The following is a 16,593-nucleotide window of genomic DNA, read 5'->3' as shown; positions in this document are numbered from 1 at the left end:
CCTTTCACCTGCCCAGCAGCCACACAGCCAACGCTGCGCCTCTTCAGGGAACCCGCCATGAACCCGTCGCTCTCTCCTCTTCGCTTGCCCGCAGGGGCCCTCAACACGCGCCGCCCGCTGCGTGCCACGTCTCAACTGCTTGCGCTGGAACAGCGCTTCATGTTCGACGGCGCCGTTGCGGTCGCCGACGCAGCCCAGGCCGCCCACGACAGCACACCTGCGGTGCCGCCGGTGCCGCCGGCGGTGGAAGTGCGTGCCGCCGAGCCAGCCAAGGACCAAGGCAAGAAGGAAGTGGTGCTGGTCGACACCTCGCTGGCCAACTACAAAAGCCTGGAAGCGGGCGTGCGCGACGGCGTCGGCATCGTCGAGTTCGACGGCAACCGCGACGGCCTGGCGCAGATCGCGCAATGGGCTGCCAGCCAGAGCGGCCTTGATGCGATCCACATCTTGTCGCACGGCTCGCAAGGCTTGGTCAACCTTGGTACCACGCAACTCAACCAGGCATCGCTGGGTTCGGCCGCCACGCAGGCCGAACTGGCGCAGCTGGGCCAGGCGCTGGCCAGCGGCGGCGACCTGCTGCTGTACGGCTGCGACGTGGCCGCCGGCGACGGCGCCCAATTGCTTGCCGGAATTGCCCGGGCCACTGGCGCTGACGTTGCCGCTTCGACTGACATGACGGGCGCGGCCCGCCTTGGCGGCGACTGGACACTGGAGGCACACAGCGGCGACATCGACGCCCGCGCGCTGGCGCTGATGGATTACGACGGCGCGCTGGCAGTGGTGACCTTCGTCGACGCCGACAGCCCAGGCGGCGGCTATGTGCAGTCCATCGTCAAGGATGCCGGCGGCAAGAGTCTCACCTTCACCGGACCCAACCTGGCCATCGACGCCGGCCCGATGCTGTACGCGGGCGACACCAACCTGACCGGCGCGACCGAACTGACCGCCACCATCCAGAACGGCTCGGCCTTCGACCTTGCGTCGTTGAAGGTGGACGCAGTGGGAACCGTCGCCGTCAAGCTGACCTACTTCAACGGGTCCACCCTCAGCTTCAACATCGGCCCCACCGCGGGCTTGCAGACCATCACCAGCGGGGCCTTCGGCGTTTCGGCGCTGAACATCGTGAAGATGGAGATCAGCTCGGCCAGCTATGCGGGTTTCCAGGATTTCAATGTCACCGTCAAATCGACACCAGCGACCACGGTGAGCAGCGCCGTACTGTCCAACGACACTGGCGTGGTCGGCGACTTCGTGACCAGCATCGCCGCGCAGAAAATCTCCGGACAGCTGTCGACAGACCTGCTCGCCGGCGAGCAGGTCGAGGTGTCCTACGACGGCGGATTCAACTGGACCGAGGCCGACGTGCACACCGCGGGCAGCAAAGACTGGAGTACCAATACCACGCTTTCCGGCAGCGGCACCTTTCTGGCGCGCGTCAGCAACGCGCTTGGCGGCGGCGCCCCCAAGGTGCAAAGCTACAGGCTCGACACCACCGCGCCCACCACCGGCTTCAGCGGCTACGCGCTGTCGGCCGACTACGGCAGGCTGAACAACGACCTGATCACCAATAGCGTCAGCCAGACCATCACGGCAACACTGAGCGCTTCGCTGGCGAGCGGCGACACCGTCTGGGGTTCGACCGACAACGGCAACTCCTGGACCAATGTCACCAGCAAGGTCAGCGGCACGACGCTGACCTGGACGGGCGCCACGCTGGACGCGGTCAACCAGACCCTGCGTTTCAGGGTGACCGACCAGGCGGGCAATGACGGCCCCGAAAGCGTCCAGGCGTACACGCTCGACACAACGGCGCCTTCCACTGCCGTGAGCACCGTCAACTTCTCGAACGACAGCGGCACATCGCCGAGCGACTTCGTCACCAACATGGCGTCGCAGACCGTCAGCGGCACGCTGTCGGCCAACCTGGCGCCCGGCGAAACGGTGTACGTGTCGCTCGACAACGGCGCAACTTGGGCGGCCGCCACGGCCGCCGTGGGCCAGAGCAGCTGGACGCTGGGCCGCACGCTTGCGGGCAGCAACACGCTCAAGGTGAGGGTGACCGACATCGCCGGCAACGACGGCACGGTGCTGTCGCAGGCCTACACCTACGACACCACCGCGCCGGCCACCACGTTCAGCAACCTGGCGCTGTCGGCCGACACCGGACCAAGCAACACCGACTTCATCACCCGCATCCCGTTCCAAACCATCACTGCCACGCTCAGCGGCGCACTGGCGGGCACTGACATCCTGTATGGCTCGCTCGACAACGGCGCCAGTTGGACCGACATCACGAGCAAGGTGGCCGGCACCACGCTGAGCTGGAACGGCGTTACCCTGGCCGGCAGCAATACGCTGCAGCTGAAGGTGACCGACGCCGCCGGCAACACCGGCGGCGTGCTAACCAAGGCGTATGTGCTCGACACCAGCGGCCCCGCCACGCCAGGCACGCCGGTGCTGGCCAGCGCCAGCGATACCGGCAGCTCCAACAGCGACGGCGTTACCGCCGACAACACCCCCACCCTGAGCGGCACGGCGGAAAACGGCAGCACCGTCACCATTTTTGACGGCGCCACCCTGCTCGGCAGCGTGGTGGCGGGTGCCGGGGGCTGGAGCTACACCACCAACGCGCTGGCAAACGGCAGCCACAGCATCGTCGCGGTCGCCACCGACACCGCCGGCAATCCCGCCTCCTCGGCCGCCCTGAGCTTCACGGTGGACACCGACGCGCCAGCGACCACCGCGGTGGCGGTGCCGGCCAATGGCACGTATTACACCGGCGACCGTCTGGACTTCACGGTCGTCTTCGACGAGGCAGTTACGGTCGACACCACTGGCGGCACGCCGCGCATCGCCATGGTGGTCGGCGCCACGACCCGCTACGCCAGCTATGTGTCGGGCTCCGGCACCAGCGCGCTGACCTTCCGCTACACCGTGGTCAACGGCGACGCTGACGCCAACGGCATCACGGTCAACGCACTGTCGCTCAACGGGGCCAGCCTGAGAGATGCTGCCGGCAATGACGCCAGCACCATCCTCAACAGCGTCGGCAGCACGGCCGGCGTCAACGTCGACGGCTCGCTGCCGAGCATCACCGGCGTCGGCGCCAGCACCGCCGATGGCAGCTACGGCGCGGGCCAGACCGTCACCATCACGGTCCAGTTCTCCGGCAACGTCACGGTCGACACCACCAACGGAACGCCGACGCTGGCACTCGACGGCGGCGGCAGCGCCACCTACACCGGCGGCTCGGGCGGCACCACGCTGACCTTCAGCTACATCGTCGGCGCCGGCCAGAACAGCGCCGACCTCGACTACATCTCGAGCGCCGCGCTGGCACTCAACGGTGCCGCCATCACCGACGCCGGCGGCAGCCACCAGAACGCCGTGGTCGTGCTGGCCACGCCGGGCACGGCCGGCTCGCTAGGTGCCAACAAAAACCTCGTCATCGACACAACGGCGCCGACCAACACCGTCGGCGGCGCCTCCTTCTCTGCCGACACCGGGAGCTCCGGCAGCGACTTCGTCACCAAGACCGCGGCGCAGACCATCAGCGGCACGCTGGCATCCAACCTGTCGGCCGGCGAGAACGTCTATGTGTCGCTGGACAACGGCAGCACCTGGACGCTGGCCACCGCCTCGGTCGGCACCAAGGCCTGGTCGCTGGCCGGCCAGACGCTGACCGGCAGCGGCACGCTCAAGGTGCGCGTCACCGACAACGCCGGCAACAGCGGCGTCGCCTACTCGCAAGCCTATGTGCTCGACACCACGGCGCCGACCATCGGCTTCGGCGGCGTGGCACTGTCTGCCGACACCGGGACGGCCGGCGACCTGATCACCAACACCGCGGCGCAGACCATCAGCGCCACGCTGAGCGGCGCGCCGGCCGCCGGCGACGTCGTCTACGGCTCGCTCGACAACGGCGCCACGTGGGCCGACATCACGAGCAAAGTCAGCGGCACGACCTTGACGTGGAACGGCGTCACGCTGGCCGGCAGCGACACGCTCAAGCTGCGGGTGACCGACGCCGCCGGCAACAACGGCGCCGCCACCAGTGCCGCCTACGTGCTCGACACCACCGGCCCGACCAGCTCGGTCGCAAGCGTCGCCTTCTCGGCCGACAGCGGCGCCTCGATGAGCGACTTTCTCACCAACGTGGCGGCGCAGACCCTCAGCGGCACGCTGTCGGCCAACCTGGCAGCGGGCGAAAGGGTGTTTGTGTCTCTCGACAACGGCAATACCTGGACCGCGGCAAACGCAACGGTCGGCTCCAGTGCCTGGTCGCTGGCCGGACAGACGCTGACGGGCAGCAACACGCTGCAGATCAAGGTCAGCGACGTCGCCGGCAACGACGGGCCGGTTCTGTCGCAGTCTTATGTGTTCGACACCACGGCGCCGGCGGCCACTTTCTCGGGCCTTGCGCTTTCGGCCGATACCGGCACAAGCCCCAGCGACTTCATTACCGGCGTTGCAGCCCAGACCCTCACCGCAACGCTCGGCGCTGCGCTCGCGCCCGGCGAAATGGTCTACGGATCGCTCGACGGCGGCAACACCTGGACTGACATCACGGGCAAGATCAGCGGCACCACGCTGGTATGGAACGGCATCACGCTGGCAGGCAGCGGCACGCTCTTGCTGCGGGTTACGGACCTCGCCGGCAACGACAGCATCTCGCCTGCCCAGACCTACGCGGTAGACACCACCGCACCGGCCATGAGCCTGGGCAACCTGGCACTGTCCGCGGACACCGGTACGAGCAACAGCGACTTCCTCACCCGCACCGCGGTGCAAACCGTCACTGCAACACTGGGCAGCTCGCTGGCGCCCGGCGACATCCTCTATGGTTCCGTCGATGGCGGCACGACCTGGCAAGACATTACCAGCCGCGTCTCGGGTACCGCGTTGACCTGGAGCGGCGTTACTCTGGCGGGCAGCAGCACGCTGATGTTCAAGATTGCCGATGCCGCAGGCAACGAGAGCGCAAGCCTCGCGCGAGGCTACACGCTCGACACGACCGCCCCTGCAACTATGGTGAGTTCCGCTACGCGTGCTGGCGACGGAAGCGTCAGCGGGCTGCTGTCGGGGCCGCTGGCCGCCGGAGAATTGGTTGCTGCATCGCTTGACGGCGGCGCCACGTGGGTGCTTGCAACGGTTGGGGCCGACGGCGCGAGCTGGTCGATTGCCAACGCAGGCTCGGGAGCCCTGCAGGTGCAGGTGCTTGATGCCGCAGGCAACGCGAGCACGCCGCTGCGCGTGGAGGCAGTTGCCGCACCGGTCCAGCCGCCGGCCGTTTCGCAGCCACTGCCGCCAGTCGTGCCGCCCGTGCCGCCGGTGCCGCGAGCACTTCCCTCCGAGGCGCTTCCCTCCGAAGTGCTTCCCGCCGAGGTACACAGCCCCGCCACACCAGACGCGCCGGCGGTGCCGCCGCTTGCAGCCGAAACCCCGCTCCCAGGCAGCTGGGTGAGCAGCCTCGACAACAGCCCGTTCGCACTCGACTCGGGCGCACTGTCGCGCGGCCTCGACGCCTGGAATTCGAGCGCTGCGCAAGCCACGTACGCATCGTTTCTGACACGGCCCGCGGCCGATGGCGCATTCCAGATCCTCGTGCTGCCGGAATTGCGCGGCACCGGTGAATCGCTGGTGGCCAACCGCCCGATCGGCGACTTCAACGTGCACGGCGGTAGCCGCTTGTCGCTGCAACTGCCCGTCGACAGTTTTGCCCATGCCGACGATCGGGCGGCGGTCGAGCTCAGTGCACAGTCGGCAGACGGCACCCCGCTGCCGCGCTGGCTCAAGTTCGATGCCCGGACCGCGCGTTTCGAAGGCACGCCGCCGCTCGCCTTCGAAGGCACCTTGATCTTCAAGGTGGTGGCACGCGATGCCCAGGGGCGCGAGGCCGTGCAGGTCTTCAAGGTCATCGTAAGCAAGGATGCGGGCATCAAGGGCGCGCATGCCGGATGGCACATCGACCTTGCAGAACCGGCCGGGCGGGCCAGCCTGAGCGAGCAACTGCGTGCCGCTGGCGGCGCAAGCGCCGAACGGCTGGCACGGCTGTCGCAAAGTGCGCCGGCAAGCCCACGGACATGAACGCAGGCGCGCCGACCAACCCCCTCCTCAAGCTGCTCGAGCTGGCCCAGCGAGCGCGTGCTGCGGCGAGCGGCAACGAACTCGCTTTCCTGGCGGTCAACGACAGCCGCGTGCTGGCCCCGTACCGCCAAGCCGCACTATGGTTCGGCGCGGGCGGTGTGCACACGCTGTCCGGCGTGGTGTCGGTCGAAACCAATGCGCCCTATGTGCAGTGGGTCGGCCAACTGTGCCGCGCGCTGGCCACGCAGCATGCAACGGGCGGCGCGATGGCCGTCGACCCGGCGCAACTGCCGCGCGGAGCCGCAGCAGCATGGGACGAATGGCTACCCGCTTTTGCAACATGGGTGCCGCTGCGGGGCGTGCATCGCCGCGCTACCGGCGAGACGGCCAATGTTGCTGAAGAGGCGGGGCTGCTGCTGGCCGGCGACGCCCCTCTGCAGCCCGAGCAATTGGCGGTGCTGGAAGAGTGGATGGACATCTGGCAGCACGCCTGGCGCGCCGCGCACCGGCGTTCGGCCTGGTCCGCGGCCGCCTTGCCCGCGCGGCTGCGCGGCTGGTGGAACGGCGGCCCGCAAGGCAGGCGGTGGCGCCGCCGGCTCGGTGTCGGCTTGGTGGTGCTGGCTGTTTTGTGCCTGCCGGTTCGCCTTACGGTGCTGGCCCCCGGAGAACTGGTGCCGGCCAACCCGGCGACCATCCGCGCGCCGCTGGACGGCGTGATCGCCGATTTTGCAGTCCGTCCCAACCAGTCGGTGGCGGCCGGCGAGCCGCTCTTCTCTTTCGACCAGGCACCGATCGACAGCCGCCTGACGGTAGCGCGCGAGGCGCTGAGCACTGCCGAGGCCGAATACCGGCAAGCCGCCCAGATGGTGCTGAACGACCCGCGCGCCAAGACCCAGTTGGCCACGCTGCTCGGAAAAATCGCCGAAAAGAAGGCCCAGTCGGGCTTCCTCGAAGGCCAGGCGCAGCGTTCGCGCGTGCTGGCGCCGCAGGCAGGCATCGTGCTGTTCGACGATCCGGCCGAATGGATCGGGCGCCCCGTGCAAACGGGCGAACGCATCATGCAGGTGGCCTCGGCCTCCGATGTGGAGATCGAAGCCTGGGTACCGATCGGCGATGCCATTCCGCTGGACGACAAGGCGCCGCTGCATCTTTACCTTGCGTCATCGCCGCTGTCGCCGGTCACGGGTACGTTGCGCTACATGAGCCATCGCGCAACGGCGCGCCCTGACGGCACTTACGCCTACCGTGCACGTGCCAGGCTGGACGGCCCGGTGGGCCAGCGCATCGGCCTGAAGGGCACGGCCAAGCTCACGGGCGATCGCGTGCCGCTCATCTACTGGATGCTGCGGCGCCCGCTCGCCAGCATTCGCCAGTTTCTTGCCGTGTAGGGCCGCATGCCGCCGAGCCTTCCCAGCCTGCGCCAGGAGTTGGCCATCGTTGCCGGCCCGCGGTTGGCCGACGGCCAGCCCAGTTGGACGCTGCACGACCCCGCGCGCAACCTGTACTTCCAGCTCGATTGGCCAAGCTTCGAAATGCTCAGCCGCTGGAACCTGCGCGACCCGCGGGCCGTGCTCGCCGAGATCAATGGGAACACGGCCTTGCAGCTCGACGGGGATGCGCTCGACGGGCTGCTGGCTTTTTTGCGCGACCAGCATCTGCTGCAGCCGGGTGACGGCACCGCCGCTGCAATGGCCGCAATGCGCAACAGGCAGCGGGGCAACTGGCACCAGTGGCTGCTGCACAACTACCTGTTCTTTCGCATTCCCCTGCTGCGCCCGGACGCTTGGCTGACGTGGCTGCAGCCGAGACTGGCGTTCCTGTTCAGTGCCACGTTCCGGTCGCTGACCGTTGGCGCCGGCGTGCTCGGGCTGACAGGCGTCTACCGCGAGTGGGATCACTTCTCGGCAACGCTCATGGACACGCTTAGCTGGAACGGCGCATTGCTGTATGGCTGTGCCATTGTGTTTGCCAAGACCTGCCATGAGATGGGCCACGCACTCACGGCCAAGCGCTACGGCTGCCGCGTGCCGACCATGGGCCTGGCATTTCTGGTGATGTGGCCCGTGGCCTACACCGACACCAACGAAGTGTGGAAGCTGGCAAACCGCGGCCAGCGCCTGGAGGTTGCCAGCGCCGGCATCGTGACCGAACTGTGCATTGCCGTCTGGGCGACGCTGGCCTGGACTTGGCTGCCGGAGGGAGGCCCTCGGCAGGTGGCTTTTCTCCTCTCGACCACCACCTGGATTACGACGCTGGTCATCAATGCCAGCCCGTTCATGCGCTTCGATGGCTACTACATGCTGTCGGACTTTCTCGGCCTGCCCAACCTGCACGGCCGGGCTTTCGCATTGGCGCGCTGGGACTTGCGCGAGCGCCTGTTCGCGTTCGGCGAGCCGGTGCCCGAAGCTTTTCCGCGCCGGCTTCATGCGGGCTTGATCGTGTTCGCCTGGGCAGTCTGGATCTACCGGCTCGTACTGTTCCTTGGCATCGCGGCGCTGGTCTATCACTTCTTCATCAAGGCGGTCGGCATTGTCCTGTTCGCCGTGGAGATGGGCTGGTTCGTCGCGCTGCCCGTGTGGCGCGAAGTGCAGGCGTGGCGCGCCCGCAGCCCGCAAGTGCGCCGGAGCCGGCGTGCCCGCCGCAGCGCGCTGCTGGCGGCGTTGCTGGTTTTCTCCCTCTTTCTGCCATGGCCGGATCGTGTGAGCACATCAGGCCTGCTGCAGCCGCAAACGCGCCAGGCGCTCTATGCGCCCGCCTACGCCAGGCTCGACGCACTGCCGGCGCCAAACGGGCAGGCGGTGCAACCCGGGCAGCCGTTGCTGCGCCTCTCCTCTCCCGAGCTTGACCTGCGGGCCGACGAGGCCGGTACGCGCCAGCATCTGCTGGCGTGGCAGTCGGCCGCGTCGGGCCTGGATGCCGCCAGCCGCAAGGACTGGCTGGTGCTGAACGATCAGTTGGCCTTTGCCAATGCGGAGCAGGCGGCCGTCGGCACCGACCTGCAGCGCTACCGCCCCGCCGCACTCCACGCCGGGGTGATGGTCGACGTCGATCCAGACCTGCGCCCCGGGGAATGGCTCAAGAACCACGAATACCTGGGCGCGCTGGTCGCTCCCGGAAAATGGCATGTGGTGGCTTACGTGGACGAGGAGGCTGTGCGCCGCATTGCATTGGGCGACCGGGCACTGTTCATCGCCGACGGAATGGCCGGTCCGGCGCTGCGGCTGAGCGTGGCCAGCATTGACCGCGATGCGAGCCGCACGCTCGGCGAACACGAGCTGGCGTCGCTGTTCGGTGGTGACGTGCTGGTGCGCGAAAAGAACGGCACCCTGTATCCGGAGCACGCCGTCTATCGCGTGGTGCTCGGCGCGGACGAGCCCCTGCCGGCAACCACACCCTCATGGCGTGGCCGCGTCGCGATTGCGGGGCAATGGGAGGTGCCAGCGATGCGCTTCCTGCGCTATGCCGCTTCGGTGGCATGGCGCGAGGCCGGTTTCTAGCCCCCAGAAAGCTGCCAGCGGCAGCCGGCTTTCGTCTGCGCCCTGCCCCAATGGCGGCTGCAGCGCACGCCTGGTAGCTCGAACTGCTCCCCACTCCGGTGCATTCGGATTGGCACGCCGCTTGCATAACCTGACCAGTTGCTCTGATTAAGCGGTCAAACACCATGCGCGTGCTCGTCGTCTACTGCCACCCGGTCGAAACCAGCTTCCATGCGGCCCTGCACCAGGAGGTGCTGAAGAACCTGCGCGCAGCCGGGCACGAGGTGGACGACTGCGACCTGTACGCCGAGGGCTTCAACCCGGTGCTTTCGCGCGAGGAGCGGCTGGGCTACCACGAGGTGCCGGCCAACCAGCTGCCGCTCAAGCCCTATGTCGAGCGGCTGCAGTGGGCCGAGGGCATCGTCTTCTGCTTTCCGACGTGGTGCTTCGGCCTGCCCGCAATGCTGAAGGGCTACTTCGACCGGCTCTTCATGCCCGGCGTGGCCTTCGACATCAGCGACCCGGCCAACGTGAAGCCGATGCTCACGCACATCAAGCGCATCAGCGCCGTGGTCACCTATGGCCGCCCGCGCTGGATGGCCTGGTACATGGGCGACCCGCCGCGCAAGATCGTCACGCGCTACATGCTGCGGCTCACCGGCCGGCGCGCCAAGGTGGACTACCACGCCCACTATCACATGAACGTGGCGACCGAGCCCCAGCTCAAACGCTTCATGGCGCGGGTGGGCACCGCAATGGCGCGCTTCGCATGATGGCGCCCGCTTTTCTCGACAACGCGCGCCTGCCGCGCTGGCTGCTGCCCGCCGACTGGCCGCAGCGTGACGGCGTGCCGGTGCTGGCGCGAATTGAAATCGAAGCTGGGCGTGTGCTGTCGGTGCGGCCCGCGTCCGACGGCACCGCGCCTTCCCCGCGGGGCTGGGATCTCGCCGGCACGCTGGTGCTCCCGGGTTTTGTCGATGCGCACACGCACCTCGACAAGGCGTTCACGCTGCCGCGCATGAAACAGGTGCAGCCGGGGCTGCTCGGCGCCATCGACGCGATGCTGAACGACCGCGTGCACTGGAGCGCCAGCGACGTGCGCGAGCGCGCCTCGCGCGGCCTGCAATGGGCCTGGGAGTGCGGTACCACGCATGTGCGCACGCACGTCGACTGGTGGGAACCCGACGCAGTGCCGATCGCCTGGCCGGTGATGGCCGAACTGGCGCAGGAATGGGCAGGCAAGGTGCGGCTCGAGCAGGTCAGCCTCATCAAGCTGCCGCTGTTCGAAGATGCCGAGCAGGCCATGCGTCTTGCGCGGCAGGTCAAGGCCACCGGGCCGCAGGCGCTGCTGGGCGGCTTCGTGCATTCCACCAACTGGAGCGAGAAGGCGCTGCGCAACCTGCTTGTGTCTGCGCAAGCCTGCGACCTGGACGTCGACCTGCACGTCGATGAGGAACTGAACGCCGCAGCAGTGGGCTTGCAGACCACTGCCCGCATCCTGCGCGAGATCGGCTTCGAAGGGCGCGTGGTCTGCGGCCATATCTGCGCATTGGCCGCCCAGCCCGAGGCCCAGGCGCTTGCCACGCTCGACGCAGTGGCGCGCTCGCCGATCACGGTGGTGTCGCTGCCCGCCACCAACCTGCTGCTGCAAGACGCCGTCACGGGCCGCACGCCGCGCATGCGCGGCATCACGCTGGTGAAGGAAGCGCGCGAGCGCGGCATTCCGCTGCTGTTTGCGAGCGACAACGTGCAAGACCCGTTCTGCCGGCTCGGCAGCTTCGACCCCGTCGAGGCGCTGGGCACCGCCGCGCTGGTGGCGCAGCTGGACGAACCCTTCGACAACTGGTCGCAGGCGCTGTGCCGCGGCGACTGGCTGCAGCGCGAGCCCGCTGCGGCAACGCCAACGCTGGTCGGCGCCGAGGCCGACCTGGTGCTGTTCACACAGGCCGACCCGCACGGCTGGCCCTCGCGCAGCGCGACGCGCGTGGTGCTGCGCGAAGGCCGCGTCACGCACGGCGACGCGACGCCTTTCTATCCCCGCTAAAGAACCAAGGACCTCCCATGCTCCACGGCTACATACCGCCCCATCGCTTTTTGCCCTACCTGAGCTGGACGGAAATTGCCGCACTGCCCGACCGCGAGAACACGGTCATCGTGCTGCCCTGCGGTGCCATCGAACAGCACGGCCCGCACCTGCCCTGCTCGGTCGACAGCGTGATCGCCTCGGGCGTGATGGGCAAGGCACTCGAGAAGCTGCCGGCCGATGTGCGCGCCTTCGCGCTGCCGACCATCACCTATGGCAAGTCGGAAGAGCACCTTCACTTTCCGGGCACCATGACGCTGACCGGCACCACGCTTTTGTCGACGGTGACAGAGATCGGCGAATCGGTTTACCGCGCAGGCTTTCGCAAGCTGCTGTTTGCCAATGGCCACGGCGGCCAGCCCCAGGTGCTGGAAATGGCGGCGCGTGAGCTGCGCCTTCGCCATGGCGACTTCGTGGTGGTGCCGCATGGCGTGTCGCGCCTGCCGAACGCATCGAGCAAGCAGACCAGCGAGCAGGAAAAGCGCCTCTCGATGCATGCCGGCCATTCAGAGACCGCGCTGATGTTGGCGCTGGCGCCCGACACGGTGCACATGGAGCGCGCGGCCGCCAATTTTCCGCCGCCGTTCCCGATCAAGCTGCTGTCTGCCGACGGCCGCCCAGCCTGCGCGTGGACCGCGCGCGACTTCGGCCCCAGCGGCGTGATCGGCGACCCGACCAGCGCCACGCGCGAACAGGGCATGGAGATCCTGGACACGCTCTCCGACAGCTGGGTGCAGGCGCTGACGGAACTGCATGCGCTGCGCTGGGTTGTCCGCGAAGAGGCAACTTGGGAGCGCGGCCACCAGCAGGGCTTCATCCAGCAGTCGTTCGAGCCCGCCTGAGGCGCGCTACTTGCATCGGCCCATCGGCTTCCTTCTTCTTCAACTGTTCTTCCACCAGCCTCGAGAGGTTCCCACCATGCGTTCTTTCGCTCTTTCCATGGCCGGCGCCGCCGCGCTCGCCCTGCTCGCCGCCGCCGCACCGGCCCAGGCGCAAGACAAGTTCACCTACATGACCAACTGGTATGCGCAAGCCGAGCACGGCGGCTTCTACCAGGCGGTGGCACAGGGCATCTACAAGAAACACGGGCTCGACGTGACCATCAAGATGGGCGGGCCGCAGGTCAACATCACCCAGATAATGGCCGCCGGCCAGGCCGACTGCATCATGGGTTCGAGCGACATCCAGATGATGCAGGTGCGCGAAGGCGGCGTGCCGGTGGTCAATGTGGCGGCCTTCTTCCAGAAAGACCCGCAGGTGCTGATTGCGCACGACGACGTCAAGAAGTTCGAAGACCTCAAGGGCAAGACGCTCTTGATCGGCGCGCAGGCCAACCGAGGCTACTGGCCCTGGCTGAAGGCGAAGTTCGGCCTTACCGATGAACAGACGCGGCCCTACACCTTCAACATCCAGCCCTTTGTGGCCGACAAGAACACGGCGCAGCAGGGCTACCTGACCTCCGAGCCCTACGCCATCCAGAAAGCCGGCGCGAAGAGCACGGTGCTGATGTTCAGCGACCACGGCTTTCCGGCGTATGCCACCACCGTGTCGTGCATGGAAAAGACCGTGAAGGACCGCAGCAAGCAGGTCGAGGCCTTCGTGAAGGCTTCGGCCGAAGGCTGGAAGAGCTATCTCGCCGACCCTGCGCCCGCCAATGCGCTGATCAAGAAAGACAACCCCAACATGACCGACGACCAGCTGGCCTACAGCGTGGCCAAGCTCAAGGAGATGGGCATGATCACCGGCGGCGACGCAGCCAAGCTCGGCATCGGCGTGATCACCGATGCACGTTCCAAGGCGAGCTACGACTTTCTGGTGAGTGCCAAGCTGCTCGACCCGGCCAAGGTGGAACTTGCAAAGACGTACACCACCGAGTTCGTGAAGGACGCCAAGGTACTGCCTTGATTCTTGCGCCATGAACCGCATCGAACCCCACACCCTTGCGCCGCCCGGCGTGCCTGCCGTGCCCGCGGTGGAAGTGCTCTCGGCAGAGAAGACTTACCCCAACGGCACGCAGGCGCTGCTGCCGGTGGACCTGTCCATCGCCGAAGGCGAGTTCGTCACGCTGCTGGGGCCCTCGGGCTGCGGCAAGAGCACGCTGCTGAAAATGGTGGCGGGCATGCTCGAGCCGAGCGACGGGCGCCTGCTCGTGTGGCGCAAGCCGGTGGCGGAGATCCACAGCTGCCCGCACAAGCTGTCGTTCGTGTTCCAGTCGGCCACCTTGATGCCGTGGGCCAGTGTTCGCACCAACGTGCGGCTGCCGCTCGACCTGACCGGCGTGCCGCGCAAGGAGGCCGACGCGCGCGTGATGGAATCGCTTGCGCTTGTGGGCCTGGAGAAGTTTGCCGATGCGCTGCCGCGCGCGCTTTCGGGCGGCATGCAGATGCGCGTGTCGATTGCACGCGGACTCGTGACGCAGCCCGACCTGCTGCTGATGGACGAGCCCTTCGGCGCGCTCGACGAGATCACCCGCCACAAGCTCGACGCCGACCTGCTCGACCTGTGGCGCAAGAAGAAGCTCACGGTGATCTTCGTGACGCACTCGATCCACGAGGCGGTGTTTCTCTCGACCCGCGTGGTGATGATGGCTGCCCGGCCGGGCCGGGTGGTGGAGCAGTTTCACATCGACGAGCCCTATCCGCGCACGCCCGACTTCATGGTGACTCCGGAATTCGCGCGCCATGCCAAGCGCCTGCAGGACAGCCTGCTGCGTGCGAGCCAAGGCGACGAGGAGCATGCGCAATGAAGAAGAGCACGCCCCTTCTGAATCAACCACGCGTACAGCGTGTGCTCTACCCGGTGCTCATCGGCGTGGTGCTGGTGGCGCTGTGGCAATGGATGGTGGTGGCGATGGAGCTGCCGCCGTACCTGGTGCCCTCGCCCATCCTGATGGTGCAGACGCTCGTCACCGACTGGGCGCCGCTCGGCAATGCGCTGCTGGTCACGCTCAAGATCACGCTGCTGTCGTTCGCGCTGGCCACGGTGGCGGGCGTGCTGATCTCGTTTCTCTTCGTGCAGAGCAAGCGCATCGAGACCGCGCTCTTTCCGTATGCGGTGCTGCTGCAGGTCACACCCATCGTCGCGGTGGCGCCGCTCATCATCATCTGGGTAAAGAACCCGGTGGCGGCGATGACGGTGTGCGCCGCGCTGGTGGCGCTGTTCCCGATCATCAGCAATACCACGCTCGGTTTGCGCAGCATCGACCCCGACCTGCAGAGCTATTTCAAGCTCAACCGCGCGACACGCTGGCAGCAGCTGGTGCGGCTGCGCATTCCGAGCGCGCTGCCTTACTTTTTCGGCGGGCTGCGCATCTCGAGCGGGCTGGCCCTCATCGGCGCCGTGGTGGCCGAGTTCGTGGCCGGCACGGGCGGCTCGGGCGCGGGGCTGGCGTATCAAATTTTGCAGGCCGGCTTTCAGCTGAACATTCCGCGCATGTTCGCGGCCCTGCTGCTCATTTCGCTGACCGGCGTTGCGCTCTTCGTGCTGATGGCCTGGCTCACCAAGCTGGCGCTGGGCTCGTGGCACGCGAGCGAACTTTCCCAGGATTGAAATCTCGACCATGAACGCATCCATTTCCGCCGTAGAGCAACTGCTGCTCGAACTTCCCGAGCTCGACTGGATCACCGACGAAAGCCGCGTGACGCGGCTGTCGCAAGACTTCTCGTGGTTCAGCCCGGTGCTGAACCGCCAGTTGAAAGACAAACGCGCCGATGTGGTCGTGCGCCCGCGCACCGAGGACGAGATTCGCGCAGTGGTCGGCGCCTGCGCCCGCCGCGGCGTGCCGATCACCCTCCGCGGCAGCGGCACCGGCAACTACGGGCAGACCACGCCGCTCGCAGGCGGCGTGGTGCTCGACATGACGGGCTACAACGCCTTTCTTTGGGTGAAGCCCGGCGTGGCGCGCGCGCAAGCCGGCATTCGCCTGGGCGAACTCGAGAAGCAGACGAAACCTTCGGGCCAGGAGATGCGCTGCGTGCCTTCCACTTACCGCAGCGCCACGCTGGGAGGGCTGTTCGGCGGCGGCTTCGGCGGCGTGGGCTCGATCAACTACGGACCGCTCGGCGCGCCCGGCAATGTGCTCGGCATTCGTGCGATGACCATCGAGGCCGAGCCGCAGATGGTCGAACTGCGCGGTGCCGAGGCCATGCGCATGCACCACCTGTGGGGCACCAACGGGCTGGTGCTCGAAATCGAAGTGGCGCTCGCGCCGTCGCATCCCTGGCTCGAAACGCTGGTGACCTTCGACCAGTTTGAAGACGCACTGCACTTCGCCGACAAGCTCGCGAATGCGCCCGGCATCGTGAAGCGGGAGATCGCTTTTTTTGCCGCTCCCATTTCCGATCACCTGGCGCAGCTCGCGGCGCACCTTCCCAAGGGCTGCCACACGGTGCTGTCGCTGGTGGCCGAGTATTGCGAACCGGCGATGCTCATGCTGGCCGAAGCGCACGGCGGCACCGTGAGCTACCGCAAGACGGCGGCCGAAGTGCAGAAGAGCAACCGCACGCTGATGGAATTCACCTGGAACCACACGACGCTGCACGCGCTGAAGGTCGACCCGACGCTGACCTATCTGCAGAGCGGCTTCGTGCCCGGTCGGCACGTCGAGCAGATCATCGAGATGGAGAAGCTGCTCGGCGGCGAGGTGATGATGCACATCGAGTTCATCCGCAACGTGGCGGGACTCATGACTTGCAGCGGGCTTCAGCTGGTGCGCTTCAGCACCGAAGAAAGACTCGCGGAAATCATCGACATTCACCGTGCCCACAACGTGCACATCAACAACCCGCACGTGAACATTGTGGAAGACGGCAAGGCCGGTGGACCGCTACCGCCCGAGGTTATCGAGGTGAAGAAGCGCTTCGATCCGATGGGGCTGCTGAACCCGGGCAAGCTGCGCGACTGGCCTGTGAAGGGGGTGCCGGCAACGGCCTGACGACGATCGCGGCG

General features: G+C 67.2%; 10 protein-coding genes. All 10 read left to right on the top strand.

The annotated features are described in order from the left end of the window. The first annotated feature begins 57 nt into the window (after positions 1-57). The 10 genes from QHG62_RS17610 (at position 58) to QHG62_RS17565 (ending at position 16,579) form a co-directional block, all read left to right on the top strand. Complete coding sequence (locus QHG62_RS17610; protein WP_281146832.1) at positions 58-6,087, top strand: Ig-like domain-containing protein; 6,030 nt, start codon at positions 58-60, stop codon at positions 6,085-6,087. After that, on the top strand, positions 6,084-7,475 hold the full coding sequence (locus tag QHG62_RS17605; protein WP_281146831.1) for an efflux RND transporter periplasmic adaptor subunit: 1,392 nt from the start codon (positions 6,084-6,086) through the stop codon (positions 7,473-7,475). Before QHG62_RS17610 ends, QHG62_RS17605 begins: the two co-directional genes overlap by 4 nt. Before the next feature lie 6 nt (positions 7,476-7,481). Further along, positions 7,482-9,584 carry a site-2 protease family protein gene (locus tag QHG62_RS17600; RefSeq protein WP_281146830.1) on the top strand — a complete coding sequence of 701 codons (2,103 nt, stop codon included), beginning with the start codon at positions 7,482-7,484 and terminating at the stop codon, positions 9,582-9,584. 164 nt (positions 9,585-9,748) lie between these two features. Beyond that, a complete protein-coding gene (locus QHG62_RS17595) occupies positions 9,749-10,336 on the top strand; it encodes an NAD(P)H-dependent oxidoreductase (protein WP_281146829.1) in 588 nt (195 codons plus the stop codon). Beyond that, on the top strand, positions 10,333-11,607 hold the full coding sequence (locus QHG62_RS17590; protein WP_281146828.1) for an amidohydrolase family protein: 1,275 nt from the start codon (positions 10,333-10,335) through the stop codon (positions 11,605-11,607). Before QHG62_RS17595 ends, QHG62_RS17590 begins: the two co-directional genes overlap by 4 nt. Before the next feature lie 17 nt (positions 11,608-11,624). After that, positions 11,625-12,488: a creatininase family protein gene (locus QHG62_RS17585; protein WP_281146827.1), complete on the top strand. Its 864-nt coding sequence runs from the start codon at positions 11,625-11,627 to the stop codon at positions 12,486-12,488. Between the two features lie 76 nt (positions 12,489-12,564). Then, complete coding sequence (locus QHG62_RS17580; RefSeq protein ID WP_281146826.1) at positions 12,565-13,551, top strand: ABC transporter substrate-binding protein; 987 nt, start codon at positions 12,565-12,567, stop codon at positions 13,549-13,551. A 10-nt stretch (positions 13,552-13,561) separates the two neighbouring features. Continuing rightward, on the top strand, positions 13,562-14,392 hold the full coding sequence (locus QHG62_RS17575) for an ABC transporter ATP-binding protein (RefSeq protein WP_281146825.1): 831 nt from the start codon (positions 13,562-13,564) through the stop codon (positions 14,390-14,392). Then, a complete protein-coding gene (locus QHG62_RS17570; RefSeq protein ID WP_281146824.1) occupies positions 14,389-15,195 on the top strand; it encodes an ABC transporter permease in 807 nt (268 codons plus the stop codon). Before QHG62_RS17575 ends, QHG62_RS17570 begins: the two co-directional genes overlap by 4 nt. Before the next feature lie 10 nt (positions 15,196-15,205). Next, a complete protein-coding gene (locus tag QHG62_RS17565) occupies positions 15,206-16,579 on the top strand; it encodes an FAD-binding oxidoreductase (protein WP_281146823.1) in 1,374 nt (457 codons plus the stop codon). Positions 16,580-16,593: the final 14 nt, after the last annotated feature.

It is taken from the genome of Variovorax paradoxus (genome assembly GCF_029919115.1).
GTDB classification, from domain to species: domain Bacteria; phylum Pseudomonadota; class Gammaproteobacteria; order Burkholderiales; family Burkholderiaceae_C; genus Variovorax; species Variovorax paradoxus_O.
Note: the sequence above shows the minus strand (reverse complement) of the source record. Positions and strands in the feature narration are given on the sequence as shown.

Excerpts from the sequence above, each read along its gene's own strand:
- QHG62_RS17565 (WP_281146823.1), top strand. The coding sequence starts at position 15,206 with ATGAACGCATCCATTTCCGCCGTAGAGCAACTGCTGCTCGAACTTCCC.
- QHG62_RS17610 (WP_281146832.1), top strand. The coding sequence starts at position 58 with ATGAACCCGTCGCTCTCTCCTCTTCGCTTGCCCGCAGGGGCCCTCAAC.
- QHG62_RS17590 (WP_281146828.1), top strand. The coding sequence starts at position 10,333 with ATGATGGCGCCCGCTTTTCTCGACAACGCGCGCCTGCCGCGCTGGCTG.
- QHG62_RS17595 (WP_281146829.1), top strand. The coding sequence starts at position 9,749 with ATGCGCGTGCTCGTCGTCTACTGCCACCCGGTCGAAACCAGCTTCCAT.
- QHG62_RS17605 (WP_281146831.1), top strand. The coding sequence starts at position 6,084 with ATGAACGCAGGCGCGCCGACCAACCCCCTCCTCAAGCTGCTCGAGCTG.
- QHG62_RS17580 (WP_281146826.1), top strand. The coding sequence starts at position 12,565 with ATGCGTTCTTTCGCTCTTTCCATGGCCGGCGCCGCCGCGCTCGCCCTG.
- QHG62_RS17600 (WP_281146830.1), top strand. The coding sequence starts at position 7,482 with ATGCCGCCGAGCCTTCCCAGCCTGCGCCAGGAGTTGGCCATCGTTGCC.
- QHG62_RS17585 (WP_281146827.1), top strand. The coding sequence starts at position 11,625 with ATGCTCCACGGCTACATACCGCCCCATCGCTTTTTGCCCTACCTGAGC.
- QHG62_RS17575 (WP_281146825.1), top strand. The coding sequence starts at position 13,562 with ATGAACCGCATCGAACCCCACACCCTTGCGCCGCCCGGCGTGCCTGCC.
- QHG62_RS17570 (WP_281146824.1), top strand. The coding sequence starts at position 14,389 with ATGAAGAAGAGCACGCCCCTTCTGAATCAACCACGCGTACAGCGTGTG.